This window comes from Candidatus Baltobacteraceae bacterium, assembly GCA_036488875.1.
GTDB lineage: Bacteria > Vulcanimicrobiota > Vulcanimicrobiia > Vulcanimicrobiales > Vulcanimicrobiaceae > JAFAHZ01.
On the sequence record DASXGW010000008.1, the window covers coordinates 310,571 to 325,912 of the forward strand.

Annotated in this window: 19 protein-coding genes; 17 read left to right on the top strand and 2 right to left on the bottom strand. The window is 63.5% G+C overall.

The features are described from left to right. Positions 1-99 precede the first annotated feature (99 nt). A complete protein-coding gene (locus VGG89_11640) occupies positions 100-828 on the bottom strand; it encodes a TIM barrel protein (GenBank protein ID HEY1977195.1) in 729 nt (242 codons plus the stop codon). Positions 829-889: 61 nt separating this feature from the next. Between VGG89_11640 and glyA the strand changes: the two genes are divergently transcribed. After that, complete coding sequence (gene glyA / locus VGG89_11645; protein ID HEY1977196.1) at positions 890-2,137, top strand: serine hydroxymethyltransferase; 1,248 nt, start codon at positions 890-892, stop codon at positions 2,135-2,137. On the opposite strand, the gene VGG89_11650 is transcribed toward glyA, so the two are convergent. Beyond that, the gene (locus VGG89_11650) at positions 2,134-2,721 is read right to left on the bottom strand and encodes a Uma2 family endonuclease (protein ID HEY1977197.1); all 588 of its coding nucleotides are present in this window, start codon (positions 2,719-2,721) and stop codon (positions 2,134-2,136) included. The two genes, glyA and VGG89_11650, sit on opposite strands and share 4 nt — an antisense overlap. Positions 2,722-2,814: 93 nt before the next feature. On the opposite strand from VGG89_11650, the gene VGG89_11655 reads away from it, so the two are divergent. The 16 genes from VGG89_11655 to VGG89_11730 are packed head-to-tail and all read left to right on the top strand — an operon-like array spanning position 2,815 to position 15,312. Then, complete coding sequence (locus VGG89_11655) at positions 2,815-3,252, top strand: cytidine/deoxycytidylate deaminase family protein (protein ID HEY1977198.1); 438 nt, start codon at positions 2,815-2,817, stop codon at positions 3,250-3,252. Continuing rightward, a complete protein-coding gene (locus VGG89_11660; protein HEY1977199.1) occupies positions 3,249-4,340 on the top strand; it encodes an MraY family glycosyltransferase in 1,092 nt (363 codons plus the stop codon). The genes VGG89_11655 and VGG89_11660 overlap by 4 nt, the downstream gene beginning before the upstream one ends. A 1-nt stretch (position 4,341) precedes the next feature. Continuing rightward, complete coding sequence (wecB, locus tag VGG89_11665) at positions 4,342-5,487, top strand: UDP-N-acetylglucosamine 2-epimerase (non-hydrolyzing) (protein HEY1977200.1); 1,146 nt, start codon at positions 4,342-4,344, stop codon at positions 5,485-5,487. Positions 5,488-5,495: 8 nt separating this feature from the next. Next, the gene (locus VGG89_11670; GenBank protein HEY1977201.1) at positions 5,496-5,669 is read left to right on the top strand and encodes a hypothetical protein; all 174 of its coding nucleotides are present in this window, start codon (positions 5,496-5,498) and stop codon (positions 5,667-5,669) included. A gap of 6 nt (positions 5,670-5,675) precedes the next feature. Further along, on the top strand, positions 5,676-6,092 hold the full coding sequence (locus tag VGG89_11675) for a hypothetical protein (protein ID HEY1977202.1): 417 nt from the start codon (positions 5,676-5,678) through the stop codon (positions 6,090-6,092). 15 nt (positions 6,093-6,107) lie between these two features. Then, entirely contained in the window at positions 6,108-6,827 is a 720-nt protein-coding gene (gene atpB / locus VGG89_11680) for a F0F1 ATP synthase subunit A (GenBank protein ID HEY1977203.1), read from the top strand. Between the two features lie 14 nt (positions 6,828-6,841). After that, positions 6,842-7,123, top strand: a complete 282-nt coding sequence (gene atpE, locus VGG89_11685; GenBank protein HEY1977204.1) for a F0F1 ATP synthase subunit C — start codon at positions 6,842-6,844, stop codon at positions 7,121-7,123. A 6-nt stretch (positions 7,124-7,129) separates the two neighbouring features. After that, entirely contained in the window at positions 7,130-7,561 is a 432-nt protein-coding gene (locus tag VGG89_11690; GenBank protein ID HEY1977205.1) for an ATP synthase F0 subunit B, read from the top strand. Then, the gene (locus tag VGG89_11695) at positions 7,558-8,052 is read left to right on the top strand and encodes an ATP synthase F0 subunit B (protein HEY1977206.1); all 495 of its coding nucleotides are present in this window, start codon (positions 7,558-7,560) and stop codon (positions 8,050-8,052) included. The genes VGG89_11690 and VGG89_11695 overlap by 4 nt, the downstream gene beginning before the upstream one ends. Position 8,053: 1 nt before the next feature. Next, complete coding sequence (gene atpH, locus VGG89_11700) at positions 8,054-8,596, top strand: ATP synthase F1 subunit delta (protein HEY1977207.1); 543 nt, start codon at positions 8,054-8,056, stop codon at positions 8,594-8,596. An 11-nt stretch (positions 8,597-8,607) separates the two neighbouring features. Continuing rightward, a complete protein-coding gene (atpA, locus tag VGG89_11705; GenBank protein ID HEY1977208.1) occupies positions 8,608-10,107 on the top strand; it encodes a F0F1 ATP synthase subunit alpha in 1,500 nt (499 codons plus the stop codon). Position 10,108: 1 nt separating this feature from the next. After that, positions 10,109-10,987 carry an ATP synthase F1 subunit gamma gene (gene atpG / locus VGG89_11710; protein HEY1977209.1) on the top strand — a complete coding sequence of 293 codons (879 nt, stop codon included), beginning with the start codon at positions 10,109-10,111 and terminating at the stop codon, positions 10,985-10,987. Between the two features lie 26 nt (positions 10,988-11,013). Next, complete coding sequence (atpD, locus tag VGG89_11715; protein ID HEY1977210.1) at positions 11,014-12,486, top strand: F0F1 ATP synthase subunit beta; 1,473 nt, start codon at positions 11,014-11,016, stop codon at positions 12,484-12,486. Between the two features lie 6 nt (positions 12,487-12,492). Then, positions 12,493-12,909, top strand: a complete 417-nt coding sequence (gene atpC, locus VGG89_11720; GenBank protein HEY1977211.1) for an ATP synthase F1 subunit epsilon — start codon at positions 12,493-12,495, stop codon at positions 12,907-12,909. A gap of 57 nt (positions 12,910-12,966) precedes the next feature. Further along, on the top strand, positions 12,967-14,319 hold the full coding sequence (murA, locus tag VGG89_11725; GenBank protein ID HEY1977212.1) for a UDP-N-acetylglucosamine 1-carboxyvinyltransferase: 1,353 nt from the start codon (positions 12,967-12,969) through the stop codon (positions 14,317-14,319). A gap of 12 nt (positions 14,320-14,331) precedes the next feature. Then, complete coding sequence (locus VGG89_11730; GenBank protein ID HEY1977213.1) at positions 14,332-15,312, top strand: rod shape-determining protein; 981 nt, start codon at positions 14,332-14,334, stop codon at positions 15,310-15,312. The last annotated feature ends 30 nt before the right edge of the window (positions 15,313-15,342 follow it).

Sequence of the window (15,342 nt, forward strand, 5' to 3'; positions counted from 1 at the left end):
CCGGATACGACGGCCGGGTGAGCTACACGCTTGCCCAACCTGCGCCCGGGCCGCACCCACCTGCGAGAACGCAGGTTCGCATACCGGGTACGGCAGACGTTACGTGCGGTTGAGCGCGATTGAAGCAAGTGCGATGCGCCACGAGCGCATCGCACTTTGCATTTCGGCGATGCTCGCGTCGCCCGACGGCTCGTCGAGGGCCAAGTATCCGCGAAACTGCGCGAAGCCGCGAATCACGTCGCCGACGGATCGTTCGGTTTCGTCACCTACGTTGCTCCACAACAGCACGCTGTTCGCGGCGAGCGCTGAAGGATCGCTTGCCGCGTCGAGCGCGCGCGGCTCCGGACCGAAGCGCAGCCACGCAGAATCGGTTTCCTTGGCGACGCGTTTGCAATCGTGCGTCGTTGCGGCGAACGTTCCCGGCGCGTTGCGCACGGCCAATGTGACGTTATGCGTTTTGGCAAGCGACGTCGCGGTGGATAAAGCGGCGAGCTGTTCGCTCCACGACCAGGTCGTTTCGGCGGCCAGCGGCGCCGCGACCAGGGGCGCGCCGACGGCGACTGCAATCCGCAAGGTCGCCGGCATGCGATCGTTCGACGCTCCGAAGAACCCCGCGTCGGATATTGCGGCGATCGTGAGGCCGCGGTCGGCTGCCATCTTCTTGACCTGCGCGAGATACTCGTCGTCGCTGCGGGGAAAGTGCCGGACGTCGAGCGCGATACCGTCGGCCGCAAGCTCTTGCGCGCACAGATCCACCCACTCCAACTGGGTGAGGTCCCCGCGCTCGATGACGCGATTGAGCGCGCTGCTGGCGGCGGCTAATTTCACGGGGGAGGCTGTTCGCCTCCGCCCGGAATGTCCCCGTAGCGCGTCGAGCGAAGGGTCTGCCATGGACATCCTCAGCCCCACCGCAATCGAAGCCGGCGATCCCGAAGTCTTCGCCGCAATCTGCGACGAGGAGCGGCGTCAAAAGCAAAATCTCGAGCTGATCGCTTCGGAGAACTACGCAAGCCGTGCGGTGCGCGAAGCGATGGGCTGCGTGATGACCAACAAGTATGCCGAAGGCTATCCGGGCAAGCGGTACTACGGCGGTTGCGAATACGTCGACGTCGCCGAGAATCTCGCAATCGATCGTCTCAAACAACTCTTCGGTGCCGAACACGCGAACGTTCAGCCGCACGCCGGCGCGCAAGCCAACATGGCCGTGTTCATGGCGCATCTCGCGCCGGGCGATACCGTGCTGGGCATGTCGCTCGCGCATGGCGGCCACCTGACGCACGGCACCAAAGTCAGCTTTTCGGGCAAACTGTATAACGCGATCGCGTACGGGGTCCGCCAAGACACCGAGCTCATCGACTTTGACGAAATGCGCGCGTTAGCGCGCGAGCACAAACCCAAGATGATCATCGCCGGCGCGAGCGCCTACCCGCGAACGATGGATTTCCCGCCGTTCCGCGAGATCGCCGACGAGATCGGTGCGACGTTCATGGCCGACGTCGCGCACATCGCCGGACTCATCGCGACCGGCTTGCATCCGTCAGCGGTTCCGCTCGCCGATTTCGTGACGTCGACCACGCACAAGACGCTGCGCGGACCGCGCGGCGGCGTCATCATGTGCACGCAGAAATGGGCGCAAGCGATCGACAAGAGCGTCTTCCCCGGAATTCAAGGCGGTCCACTGATGCACACGATCGCGGCCAAGGCCGTTGCGTTCGGCGAAGCGCTGCGGCCGGATTTCAAAACGTATCAGCAGCAGGTGCTCGACAACGCGCGCGGCATGGCCGAAGAGTTCGTGCGCGCCGGACTGCGCCTCGTTGCCGGCGGCACCGACACGCATCTCATGCTCGTCGACGTATCGGTCAAAGGTTTGACCGGCAAAGCCGTCGAGGGATATTTGGACGAGATCGGCATCACCGTCAACAAGAACGCCATCCCGTTCGACAAACAGAAGCCGATGGTTGCCAGCGGCATACGGATCGGCACGCCGGCGATTACCAGCCGCGGCCTCGGGTTAGACGACTGCCGCGAGGTCGCGCGCATCATTTGCGACGGACTCACCGACATCGAGGCGCGTGAAAAGATCGAGCGGCTGCGCGATCGCGTTCACGAGCTTACCGCTCGATTCGAGGTTCCCTAAAGAGACTGGGGCGGCGGCAGAATGTCGTCGACGGCGAACGTTTCGCCGGGGAACGCGAGCATTTCGATCGTATCGCCGCGCTGCGCGGTGGCGATCTGCTGATATCGGCGCCCGACGGGATCGCGATAAACTTCGATTCGGTCGTCTGGAATATTGACCAACCAAAGTTCCTTAACGCCGGCCCGAGCGTAGAGCGGCACCTTTAGCCGCCGGTCCATCAGCAGCGTGCTGTCGGCCACTTCGATCACGACGTAGAGATCGCCGGGCCCCGGGTGACGATCGACGTAGTTCTTTGCATCCTGCCGCGCGAGCGCGACATCGGGCTCGGGCTCGGAATTGGGCGGTAGGGTCACCGGCATTTGAATGTAAACGGCCGCGCGAGAAGCGAAGCGGGCGAAGAACGCCGCCACGAGCTGCCGCGTCGAGTACGTGTGCGGCGGGTGAATCGGCGCCACGGTTTCGATCAGCTGCCCGTTGATGAGCTCGATGCGGCGGTCGTCCTGAAAGACGCCGGCCTCCACCATGCGGTGGTACTCCTCGACGCTGATCCGGTACCGTTCGAACGCGATTGCCATTGCACTCATAGTAGCATAAACAGGCGACGTTACCGGCTTATGGCCGGTCGATGGCCGGTTGCTCGCAGGGCGTTGCTCGGCCTGTTAGTAAAGAGAGTCTGCATGCGACCCGGTTGGGACGAGTATTTCATGCAAATCGCGCGCACCGTCGGAACACGCGCGACGTGTCCGCGCGCGTCGGTCGGCTGCGTGCTCGTGCGCGATCACCGCATTCTGACGACCGGCTATAACGGTGCGCCGCGCGGCGTGGCGCACTGCAGCGAGGTCGGGTGCACGCTGGTCAACGATCACTGCGTACGGGCGACCCATGCGGAAGCCAACGCGGTGGTACAGGGAGCGCTGCACGGCGTCAGCTTGCAAGATGCGACCGCGTATTGCACGCACCAGCCGTGCGTCAACTGCTCGAAACTGCTCATTAGCGCCGGCGTTCGCAAGATCGTCTACGAAACGGCATATCCCGATCCGATCGCCGGCGGGTTGCTTGCCGAAGCCGGCGTCGCGCTGCTCAGCTACGGCATGCTCGAGGGAACGCGCCCGTGAACGCGCACTCCTGGGCGGCGGCCGGAACGTACGCGGCAACGTTCGCGATCTCCGGCGTCGTCGCAGCCTTCTGCACGCCGTTGATCGTGCGGCTGGCGACCCACTTGGGCGTCATGGGCAACATCGCCGAGGAAGAATACCGCCACATGCACGAGGTTCCCACGCCTCGAACCGGCGGCATCGCGCTGTTCTTCGGCTTTGCCGTCGCGCTCTTCGCGGTGCTCGGCTTCGCGCTGGCGTCGCCGTACTCGCTGCTGCCGTCGGTGCTCGGAACGCACGCGCAGAAGATCGAAATTCTCACCGATCGATTCGAAACGGTGCACCAGCTCGTCGGCCTGCTCTTCGGCAGTTTGCTCATTCTCGGCGTCGGCATTTGGGACGACGTGATGGGCATGCGCCCGCGCAGTAAGCTGCTCGCCCAGATCATCGTCGCGCTGGCGTCGATGCTCTACGGCTTCGTCATTCCCGGCATCACCAATCCGTTCGATCACAATCCGGCGACCAACTGGATCGAGTTCCCAACGTGGGTGGGCATCGTGCTGACGGTGCTCTGGTACGTCGGCATTATGAACGCCATCAACTTTCTCGACGGCCTCGACGGCTTGCTGACCGGCGTCGCGGCAATCGCGAGCATCTTCCTCTTCGTGATCTCCGTCGTGCACGACAACCCAGTCGTCGCGCTGGTCGTCATCGCGCTGGCCGGCTCGGCACTCGGCTTTCTTCCATATAACTTCAATCCGGCGCGGATCTTTCTGGGCGACGCCGGCTCGCTCTTCATCGGCTACGTCTTCGCCACGGTTTCCATTCTCGGCGCAAGTAAGACCGCGATTGCGGTGAGCTTGATCGTACCGGTGCTCGTGCTGGCGCTGCCGATTCTCGACACGGCCGCGGTGATCGTGCGGCGCGCGTCCGCCGGCAAGAAGATTACCGAAGGCGATCGGGGCCACTTCCATCACCAGTTGATCTTCCGTTTCGGGCTCAACGTGCGCCAGGCGGTCTTCTTCATCTACGCCGTCTGCTTCGTGCTCGGCGCGATGGCGCTCGCGCTGTCGGGCGAGTTTACGCACGTGTTCCGTCACGCCAGCTAGCATGCAGCCCAAACTCAAGGTTATGACCGTGTTCGGAACGCGGCCCGACACGATCAAGATGGCGCCGGTCGTTCACGCGCTCGCCGCCGAGCCGTCGATCGACGATGTCGTCTGCGTTACCGCGCAGCACCGTCAAATGCTCGACGATCTGCTGCGGCTGTTTGCCATCGAGCCCGATTACGATCTCGACGTCATGACCGAAGATCAGACCCTGACCGACATTACGACGCGCGTGATCGCCGGCATGGAACCCGTGCTGCAAGACGCGCGGCCCGACGTCGTGCTCGTGCACGGCGACACGACGACCAGCACGTCGGCTGCGCTTGCCGCTTTCTACCAGCACGTCGAGGTCGGTCACGTCGAGGCGGGACTACGCACGAGCGATCGCTGGCTGCCGTATCCCGAAGAGATGAACCGGCGTCTCACCGGAACGATCGCGTCGTACCACTTCGCTCCGACGGCGCTCGCCGCCGAGCATTTGCGCGCCGAGAGCGTCAACGGCGACGACATCATCGTCACCGGCAACACGGTGATCGACGCGTTTTTGGAAACGGCGCAGCGCAAGGATTTGCCGCCGCCGCCGCGTTGGGACGAGCTCGATCCGGCGCGGCCGATCGTCGTCATCACCGCGCATCGCCGCGAAAACCACGCGCACATGCCCGAGATGTGCGAAGCGATGCGCGAGATCGCGGAGCTGCCGATGCAGCCGCAGCTCTACTGGCCGGTGCATCCGTCACCGCGCGTCGCGCCGGTGGCGCACGAGATTCTCGGCGGCGTTCCGGGGGTGGTATTGGTCGATCCCATCGATTACGCCGGCATGGTCGTGGCGGTAAAGGGCTCGACGTTCGTCCTGACCGATTCGGGCGGACTCCAAGAGGAAGCGCCGTGTCTTGGCAAGCCGGTCGTGGTCATGCGCAACGAAACCGAGCGGCCCGAAGGCGTTGAGGCCGGGACCCTGGTGCTCGCCGGAAACCGGCGCAAAAGGATCCTCGACGCGGCGACGCGTTTGTTAACCGATCGCGAGGAGTACGCGGCAATGGCGCGTGCCGCCAACCCTTACGGCGACGGACGCGCCGCCGGCCGCATCGTGGCGTGGCTGCTCGCGCGCCTGCGCGACGGCAAATACCCAGCCCCGTACGCCCCGTGAAAGGGGTCATGCCGGTCATCGCGGCCGGCGGCACGTTCGCGATGACCACCCTAGCCGGGCTGCTCGTGGGCATTTGGATCGCCGGCCGAACGGGCCAGGGGCTCTGGGCGCTTGCCGGACTCTTTGGCGGGCTGGCCTTCGGCGGGTACGCGGCGTACCGGCTGCTGATGCGCTCCCTATGACTTTTTATGCAGGATGATAAGCCCGGCGGGCGTAGCTACAGCGTCGCCGAAGCCGAGGCCGATTTAGCAGCGTATCGGGCGCTGAAGAGATCCGCGTCGGCCCGTTCGCTCGTGATCGCCGCCGCCGTTGCCCTTCTCGCGTACCATTGGCTCCCCGTTCCGGCATTGGCGCTAGCGGCAGGCGGGGTGTGCGGGGTCTTCAACACCCTGCTCACGACGGTCACGACGGAGCGGTTGCTGGACTCGCGAAACGTGGGACTCTTCGTCTTAAGTAGTTTCCTGCGAATCGGCCTGTTCGGTATAGTCCCGGTGGCGTTTGCCGCGCACGGACCCTGGTGGTCGATGGCGTGGTACTTCGCCGGTTTTTTTCTCCCGTTGGCGATGTTTGCTATTGGCGCCCGGCGCGCATTCGAGCGAAAGTAAGAAGAGAACACTTTAGTGCAGGAGCATCTCGGAGAACACATCCTTTGGCACCTTCCGGTGCTGGGGGCCGTGCATGCCGATACGATCGTGACGACGTGGATCGTCATGATCTTGTCGCTGGGATTCTTCGCGTGGATCGGCGCGAGCTACCGTTCCGCCTATCAGATGAAGCGTCAAGTCGTGGTCGAGGGCGTCGTGAACTACATCGCCGACCTCGCGACCAGCACGCTCGGCGAGCGCGGCGAGCCGTACGTGCCGTTCTTCATCGCGCTGTTCGTCTTCATTTTCTTGCTGAACCAGTTCGGGATGCTGCCGTTCAAGCCGCTGGGGCTGCCGTTCGGCGGATCGCCGACGGCCGACCTCAACACGACGGTTCCGCTGGCGATTCTGGTTTGGCTCGCGACGTGGGTGCTGTTCTTCCGTTCGCATCTGTCGCATTTGTTCCAGCCGTTCCCGGCGCTGGTGCTCATTAATCTCATCGAGGAGTTCTCGCGTCCGCTGACCCTCGCCGCACGCCTGTTCTTCAATATCTTCGTCGGCGAGCTGCTCTTCATTATCATCTCGTCGATTATCGCGCAGCACATTCAGATCGGGCCGCTCAATCTCTCGCTCGCGGCGGCGATCTTCCCGTTCTTCATTCAGTTTTTCAACTTCTTCGTCGGCACCGTGCAGGCGTTCGTCTTTACTCTCCTGGCCATCGTCTATTTCTCGTTGGCGATGGGCGAAAGTCATTAAGAAAGGTTACGTCCTTGACACCTGAAGCGTTGGTAGCGTCGTTCACCCTCTTGGCCTTCGGCATCATCGTTGCCGGCGTCGCGTTCGGATCCGCCATCGGCGACGGCATCGTTGCCAGCAAAGCGGTTGAAGCGATTTCGCGCCAGCCCGAGGCGCGGCCGAATATCATGACGTTCATGTTCCTCGGCGTCGGCGTGCTGGAAGCGTTCCCGATCATCGGATTGGGTCTCGCGTTCTACATGATCTTCAGCCTCGCGCCGCTGGGCGCGTTGATGGCCAAGGTAACGGGACACTAAGCACCGATGTTCCTGCGGCTCGACGGCACGTTCTTCGTCCAACTCGTGAACTTCGCGATCTTCTTCGCGTTGCTCAACGTGCTGTTTTTGAAGCCCGTCGGCAGAGCGATCGCCAAACGGCGGGAGTACATCAAGAGCGTCACGGCCGACTACGATACGTACCAGGGCGAGGCCAACGCGCTGCGTGCCAACGACGAGCGTCTGCGTGCCGACGCGCGCCGTGACGCCGAGCAGATCGTCGCCAAAGGACGCGCCGACGCGTCCAACGCGACGGCCGAGCTGGCCTCGCAGTACGGCTCGCAGGTGCAGAGCGTCGTCGAGGAGGCGCAGCGGCAGGTTGCGTCCGAACTCGACGCCGCGCGGGCCGCGTCGCAGAAGACCGTCGGCGATCTCGCGGACATGATGGCGGATCGCGCGCTGAGCGAGGCGGCGCGATGAACGACGCGCAACTGTACGTCAGCATCGCGCTGTGGAGTCAGGTCGTTGCGGCCATCCTCTTCATCGCGTTTCTGGTGTGGCTCTGGGTGAAATACTTGATGCCGGCCGTTCTGGCCGCGCAAGAACGCCAGAATAAGCAAATCGCCGAGGCCGAGCGGCATCGCGACGAAGCCAAGGCAACCCTCGATCTGCTGCGCAACCAAATCAGCGGTGCGGAGCGCGACGCGGAGGCGATCAAACAGCGCGCGGTCGCGCACGCCAAGCGCGAGTACGACGCGAACGTCGCCGAAGCGAAGGAAGCCGGCGAACGCGCGTTGGCCAACGCGCAGGGCGAGCTGGCGCGCGCGCGTGCCTCCGCCCGCGATCAGCTGCGTCGCGAAATTCTGGATCGCGCGCTTTCACAAGCTCGTCAGGACGCCGAGCGCCGCGTCGACGCGCCGACGAACGCTCGTCTCGTCAGCGAGTTCCTCGGGTCGCTGGAGAGAGTGTAGCGTGGCAAACGAAACGCTCGCGCGGCGGTATGCCGCCGCAATCTTCTCCCTGGCGCAAGCCGGCAACGCCGTCGATCGAATCGGCACCGATCTCGACAGCGTATCGTCCGCGATCGAGAGCGACGCGCTGGCGCGCGAGTTCTTCGTCGCCCCGGTCATACAGCGCGACGCCAAAGAGCGCGTCATCACCGCGAGCTTCGGCGGCCGCATCCACGAAGTGGCCCTCCACTCGGTGCTGCTGCTCGTTCGCAAGCGCCGCGAAGCGCTGCTGCCTACCATCGTGAGCGAGTATCGCAAGATGGAGCTGCAGGCGCGCGGCGAGGAGCCGCTGACGGTGACGACGGCTCGCGACCTCGACTTCAACGAGCTAGCGGCAATGGTCGAGCGCTTGGAACGTTTATATGGAAAGAAATTCGACGTGAAGCTCGTCGTCGATCCGAAGGTGATCGGCGGCGTGCGCATTCTCATGGGCGATCGCCGGGTCGACGGCACGGTGTCGGGGCGCCTGGAAAATCTCGCTAGAACCCTCTTTGCAAACAACTAGGACTACATCATATGATTAACGCTGACGAAATCGCCGGAATACTGAAGCAGCAGATCGAGAGCTTCAAGACCGAGCTGCAAGAAGACGAAATTGGGACCGTTATCGAGGTCGGTGCGAATCTCGCGCGCGTCTACGGACTGCGCGGAGTTCGCTCGTCGGAGCTCGTCGAGTTCGCCAACGGGCTGCAAGGCGTCGCGTTGAACTTGGAAGAGGACAACGTCGGCATCGTGATCATGGGCTCCGACAAGGACATTAAAGAAGGCGATAAGGTGCGCCGTACCGGGCGCATCGCATCGGTGCCGGTCGGCGACGTCTTGCTCGGCCGCGTCGTCAATCCGCTCGGGCAAGCGATCGACGGTAAGGGCGACATTCAGACGAATCGCTATCGCACGATCGAAAACGTTGCGCCGAGCGTCGTTCAGCGCCAACCCGTCAAGCAGCCGCTGCAGACCGGTATCCGCGCCATCGACGCGCTGATCCCCATCGGCCGCGGTCAGCGCGAGCTCATCATCGGCGACCGTTCGACCGGAAAGACGGCGATCGCGATCGACACGATCATCAATCAAAAAGGCAAGAACGTCTTCTGCATCTACGTCGCGATCGGGCAGAAGAACTCGACCGTCGCGGCGCTCGCGCAAGTACTCGAACAGAAGGGCGCGATGGCGTACACGACCATCGTCTGCGTCGGACCGTCCGAGGCGGCCGCGCTGCGCTGGATGGCGCCGTTCGCCGGCTGCGCGATGGCCGAAGAGCTGATGTATAGCGGCAAAGACGTCCTCATCATCTACGACGATCTCACCAAGCACGCGCAGTCGTACCGCGAGATGTCGCTGCTGCTGCGCCGTCCGCCGGGCCGCGAAGCCTACCCGGGCGACGTCTTCTTCCTGCACTCGCGTCTGCTCGAGCGCGCGGCGAAACTCTCCGACGAGATGGGCGCCGGATCGCTGACGGCGCTGCCGATCATCGAGACGCAGGCGGGCGACTTCTCCGCGTATATTCCGACCAACGTGATTTCGATTACGGACGGCCAGATTTACCTAACGCCCGAGCTGTTCTTCCAAGGTATCCGCCCCGCCGTCGACGTCGGTCTTTCCGTGTCGCGCGTCGGCGGTGCCGCGCAGACCAAAGCCATGAAATCGGTGGCCGGTCAGTTGAAGCTCGAGCTCGCGCAGTATCGCGATCTCGCCGCGTTCGCCAAGCTCTCGAGCGATCTGGACAAGGCGACGCAGATGCAGCTGACGCGCGGTGAGAAGATGACCGAGCTGCTCAAGCAGCCGCAGTACCAGCCGATGGCGATGGAAGATCAAGTCGCGATCGTCTACGGCGCGACCAAAGGCTACGTCAACGACATCGCCACGACGCGTTTGCAGAACTGGGCCAGCGGATTCATCGGCTTCCTTCACGAGAAGCATCCGGACGTGCCGAAGGCGATTGCCGACAGCGGTCAGCTTGCCGACGACGTCAAGAAGCAGCTCGACGCGGCGCTCACGGAGTTCGGAAAAACGTTCTAACATGCCGTCGGTAAGAGACCTTCGCGACCGGATCAAGTCGCTGAAGAACACGCAGCAGATCACCAAGGCGATGAAGCAAGTCGCCGCGGCGAAGATTCGGCGCGCCGAAATCGCGCAGAAACAAGCGCGTCCCTACGCGGATACGCTTGCCGAGATGCTCAACGATCTGATGTCGGCGGTTTCTTCGGTCGACCATCCCTACATGAAGCCGGGTAAAGCCGGTGCGCCGTCGGGCATCGTGCTGATGACCGCCGACAAAGGTTTGGCCGGCGCGTTCAACTCCAACGTGATTCGCGCGGGCGAAGTCGCCGCACGCGAGCGCGGCAACGTGCGCTGGTACGCCCTCGGCGTCAAGGCGCGCAACGCGGTGCGGCGTTTGGGCTCGCCCGACGCACCGTCGTGGACGCTCAACGCCCCGTCGAAGCTCGACACCGCACGCGAAGTCGCGCGGCGCGTTAGCGACGATTTCGTCGCCGGCACGATCTCCGAAGTCGTCATCGTGTCGCAAAAGCTCGTTTCGATGCTGTCTCAAAAACCCGAAACGCGCCGCTTGATCCCTTTCGACCCTTCGACTTCGGCGCAGAGCGCCTACGCTCAGGGTGACAAGAAGCCCAGCGGAGCAGTAGAGTTTGCGGGGTCGCCGGAGTTCGTGCTGTCGCGGCTGCTGCCGAAGTATCTGGAGTTCACGATCTTCTCGGCGATGCTCGAAACCGACGCGGCGTTCTTCGCGGCGCAGCTGCTGGCGATGACCAACGCCACCGACAACGCCAAAAAGCTCATCGACGAACTCACCATCCAAATGAACAACGCTCGCCAGGCGGCGATCACCAAAGAACTGCTGGAAATCGTAGCCGGCGCGGAAGCGCTCGGCGTCGAGTAGAACCACCAAAACTAAGGACGAGAGAAATGGCTACTGCTACCGGAAAAGTCGTGCAAGTACTCGGAAACGTCGTGGACGTACAGTTCACGCCGGAGACGCTGCCCAACATCAACGACGCGCTCAGCGTTCGCGTCAACGAAGACGCGCACGCTGCCAGCAACGGCGCGGCGAGCGCGAGCGGGATTCAGCTCGGCGGCTCCGCGATGCAGGCGCGCGATCTGATCTTGGAAGTGCAGGACGAGCTCGGTAACGATCAAGTGCGCTGTTTGGCGCTCGGGTCGACCGACGGACTCGTACGCGGTGCACCCGTCACGGCGCTCGGCGGTCCGATCCAGGTTCCGGTGGGCGAAGGCACCTTGGGACGCATCTTCAACGTGCTCGGCCAGACGATCGACAGCGACGAGCCGGTGAAAGCTTCGGCGCAGTGGCCGATTCATCGTCCCGCGCCGGAGTTCAAGTATCAGGATCCGACGCCGCGCATCTTCGAGACGGGCATCAAAGTCGTCGATCTCATGGCGCCGTACACGCGCGGCGGCAAGGTCGGTCTCTTCGGCGGTGCCGGCGTCGGCAAGACGGTGCTCATTCAAGAGCTCATCCGCAACATCGCGTACGTGCACAAAGGCTTCTCGGTGTTCACCGGCGTCGGCGAACGCACGCGTGAAGGCAACGACTTGTGGCTCGAAATGAAAGAGTCGGGCGTGCTCGCGCAAACGACGCTCGTCTTCGGTCAGATGGACGAGCCGCCGGGCGTGCGTTTCCGTATCGCGCAGACCGGCGTCACGATGGCCGAGTATTTCCGCGACGAGCTCGGCGCCGACGTCCTGTTGTTCATGGACAATATCTTCCGCTATCTGCAAGCGGGTTCCGAAGTCTCGGCGCTCATGGGACGCATGCCGTCCGCCGTCGGTTATCAGCCGACGCTCAGCACCGACGTCGGCATTCTCGAAGAGCGCATCACGTCCACGCGTAAGGGTTCGATCACGTCGGTGCAGGCGGTGTACGTGCCGGCCGACGACTACACCGATCCGGCCGTCGCCGTGACGTTCGCTCACCTCGATGCGACGACGGCGCTTTCGCGTCCGATTTCGGAGCTCGGCATCTATCCGGCGGTCGATCCGCTGGCGTCGAGCTCGCGCATCCTGGATCCGCAAATCATCGGCGAAGAACACTACAATGTGGCGCGCGGCGTGCAAGAGACGCTGCAGCGGTACAAAGATCTGCAAGATATCATCGCGATTCTGGGCGTCGAAGAGCTGTCGGAAGAAGACAAAGTCGTCGTCGGTCGCGCGCGGCGCATTCAGCGCTTCTTCTCGCAGCCGTTCTTCGTCGCCGAACAGTTCACGGGACGTTCCGGCAAGTACGTCAAGCTCGCCGATACGATTGCGTCGTTCAAAGAGATCCTCGACGGCAAGGTCGACTCGCTGCCGGAAGGCGCGTTCTTCTACGCCGGAACGATCGACGAAGTCCGCGAGAACGCCGAAAAGATGGCGGTCGTCTAAACCGTCATGGCCGCCACCGTTCCGTTCAAGCTCATCACCCCCACCCGGGTCGTCTACGACGGCCAGGCCGAGCTCGTCATCGCCGTAACGACCGAGGGCGAAGAGGGCATCCTGCCCAAGCACGCGCCGTTCTTGGCCGCGTTGCGGCCGGGGGTGCTGCGCGCCAACGTCGCCGCCGACGGAAAGACCGAGCGTCTCGAGCTGGCGACCGGCGAAGGCTTCATGCAGGCACTCCCCGATCGCGTCACCGTCCTGGTCGACGAAGCCCTCCGTTTCGAGGACGTCGACGTGGCGCGCGCGCGGGAAGAGCTCGCCGCCGCGACCGAGCGCCAAAAGGCACAAACGATCGACTCGCCGGCGTTCGCACGCGAGCAAGCCGCGATCGATTTTGCCAACGCAAAACTGCGCGTAACGGGGCATTAGCGCTCGGGCCGCAGGCCAAGGCCGCAACGGCTTCGTAAGCGAAACAGCCCGCACAGCATGCTCGATAGGCTCGAAACGACGCTCCGCGTGCGGGGCGGCGTCCGTTTAGAAGGCTCGGTAGCGACGCACGGTGCGAAAAACGCCGCGCTGCCGATCATGGCCGCGTGCTTGCTTGCAAAAGGCACCGTTACGCTGCACCGGATTCCGCACATCACCGACGTCTCGGTGATGTGGTCGCTGCTCGAAGCGCTCGGCGCACGCATCCGTTACGAGGGCGACGACACCGTTACCATCGACGCCGGTAACGTTGCGTCGTATCGGGCGCCGTACGCGCTGGTGCGCAAACTAGCCGCGTCGTTCGATATCGTGGGGCCGCTCCTGGGTCGGTTCGGCCGCGCCGAAGTCCCGCTTCCCGGCGGCTGCGTGCTCGGCACGCGCGCGACCGACATGCACGAACAAGCTTTCGTGGCGCTCGGATGCGACGTCCACAACGCGCACGGTTACTTGATCGCCGAATCGAAGCATCCGCGTCTGCGCGGCGCAACGGTCGAGTTTCGCATGCCCAGCGTCGGCGCGACGAAGAACGCAATGCTCGCGGCGGTGGTCGCCGACGGAACGACGACGCTCAAGAACGTCGCAATGGAACCCGAAGTCGTCGACCTTGCGAACTTCTTGGTCGCGACGGGCGCGAAGATCGCCGGACAGGGGACCGACACGATCGTCATCGACGGCGTCGACGAGCTGCACGGCGCCGAATACGAAATCATCTCCGACCGCATCGTTGCCGGAACGCTGTTGCTTTCGGGAGCCGTGACGCGGGGCGACGTGACGGTGACCAAATGTAACCCCGAGCATTTGCGCGCCGCACTCGAGAAGTTCGTGGAGTGCGGAATCGTCACGGTGACCGGCGACGACTGGATTCGCGTCAAAGCCGACGGCATTACCGGCGGGACCGACATTCTCACCGCGCCGCACCCCGGTTTCCCAACCGATTTACAGCCGCAGATGGTAGCGTTTCTCAGCACGTGTCCGGGAACGAGCGTCGTCGAGGAATCGATCTTCAACGCGCGCTTCTCCTACGTCAACGAGCTGGCGCGCATGGGCGCCGACGTCAAGGTGACGATGGAGAGCAACGCGGCGGTGATCAAAGGCGTTCGTCAGCTTTCGGGTGCGCCGGTCGAAGCGCCGGACATTCGTGCCGGTGCGGGATTGGTCGTGGCTGGATTGGCGGCCGCCGGCGAGACCGAAATCATCGGTTTGGAATACATCGATCGCGGTTACGAGCGCTTGGAAGAGCTGCTTTCAGATTTGGGTGGCCAGGTGCAGAGAAGCAGCGGCGTCACGCCGTTGACCGAACCCGCCGGCTTCTTCGAAACCAGCGAATACCCCAGAATTTCAGCTGCAGGCTAGGAGTCTTTTTTTTTGGATATCGGGATCGATCTCGGCACGGCCAACGTGCTCGTGCACGTCAAGGGCAAAGGCATCGTCTTACGCGAGCCGTCCGTCGTGGCCAAGGACATGAACACCGGCCGCGTGCTCGCCGTCGGCGAGGAAGCGCGTCAGATGCTCGGCAAAACGCCCGCACACATTCAGGCGATTCGGCCGCTGCGCGACGGCGTGATCGCGGACTTCGAAGTCACCGAAGCGATGCTTTCGTACTTCATCAAGAAGGTTATGAAAGATCGCTCGTGGTGGTCGTCGATCGTCAAACCCAAGCCGCACGTGACGATTTGCGTGCCGGCCGAGATTACCAGCGTCGAGGAGCGCGCCGTCAAAGACGCGGCTAAGCTGGCGGGTGCCCGCGACGTCGAAATCGTCGAGGAGCCGATGGCGGCCGCCATCGGCGCGGGGCTTCCCATCGACGGTCCGTCGGGCAGCATGGTCGTCGATATCGGCGGCGGAACGACCGACGTAGCGGTCATTTCGTTGGGCGGTATCGTCGTCTCGCAGTCGCTGCGCGTGGCGGGGAATAAGCTCGACGATGCCATCGTTCGTTACATTCGCCGGGTCTACAACTTGATGATCGGCGAGCGCACGGCCGAAGAGATCAAGATCAAGATCGGCTCCGCTTACAAACTCGAGCAAGAGCTCGCGATGGAAATTCGCGGGCGCGATCTGATCAACGGTCTGCCCAAGACGGTGAAGATCACGAGCGAAGAGATTCGCGAAGCGCTCAACGAGCCGGTTGGCGCGATCGTCGAAGCGGTGAAGTCGGTGCTCGAAAAGACGCCGCCGGAGCTGGCGTCGGATATCATCGATCGCGGCATCATTCTCACCGGGGGAGGCGCGCTGCTGCGCGGACTCGACAAGCTGCTTTCGGAAGTGACGGGCGTACCGGCGATCGTCGCGGACGATCCGCTTTCGTGCGTCGCGTTGGGAACGGGGGCCCGCGTTCACGTCTGAGTCGCGCGTAAACCGAGTCGTCGACGCCAG

Coding starts and splice junctions, on each gene's coding strand:
- glyA (HEY1977196.1), top strand. CDS start 890: ATGGACATCCTCAGCCCCACCGCAATCGAAGCCGGCGATCCCGAAGTC.
- VGG89_11650 (HEY1977197.1), bottom strand. CDS start 2,721: ATGAGTGCAATGGCAATCGCGTTCGAACGGTACCGGATCAGCGTCGAG.
- VGG89_11655 (HEY1977198.1), top strand. CDS start 2,815: ATGCGACCCGGTTGGGACGAGTATTTCATGCAAATCGCGCGCACCGTC.
- wecB (HEY1977200.1), top strand. CDS start 4,342: ATGCAGCCCAAACTCAAGGTTATGACCGTGTTCGGAACGCGGCCCGAC.
- VGG89_11670 (HEY1977201.1), top strand. CDS start 5,496: ATGCCGGTCATCGCGGCCGGCGGCACGTTCGCGATGACCACCCTAGCC.
- VGG89_11675 (HEY1977202.1), top strand. CDS start 5,676: ATGCAGGATGATAAGCCCGGCGGGCGTAGCTACAGCGTCGCCGAAGCC.
- VGG89_11690 (HEY1977205.1), top strand. CDS start 7,130: ATGTTCCTGCGGCTCGACGGCACGTTCTTCGTCCAACTCGTGAACTTC.
- VGG89_11695 (HEY1977206.1), top strand. CDS start 7,558: ATGAACGACGCGCAACTGTACGTCAGCATCGCGCTGTGGAGTCAGGTC.
- atpA (HEY1977208.1), top strand. CDS start 8,608: ATGATTAACGCTGACGAAATCGCCGGAATACTGAAGCAGCAGATCGAG.
- atpG (HEY1977209.1), top strand. CDS start 10,109: ATGCCGTCGGTAAGAGACCTTCGCGACCGGATCAAGTCGCTGAAGAAC.
- atpD (HEY1977210.1), top strand. CDS start 11,014: ATGGCTACTGCTACCGGAAAAGTCGTGCAAGTACTCGGAAACGTCGTG.
- atpC (HEY1977211.1), top strand. CDS start 12,493: ATGGCCGCCACCGTTCCGTTCAAGCTCATCACCCCCACCCGGGTCGTC.
- murA (HEY1977212.1), top strand. CDS start 12,967: ATGCTCGATAGGCTCGAAACGACGCTCCGCGTGCGGGGCGGCGTCCGT.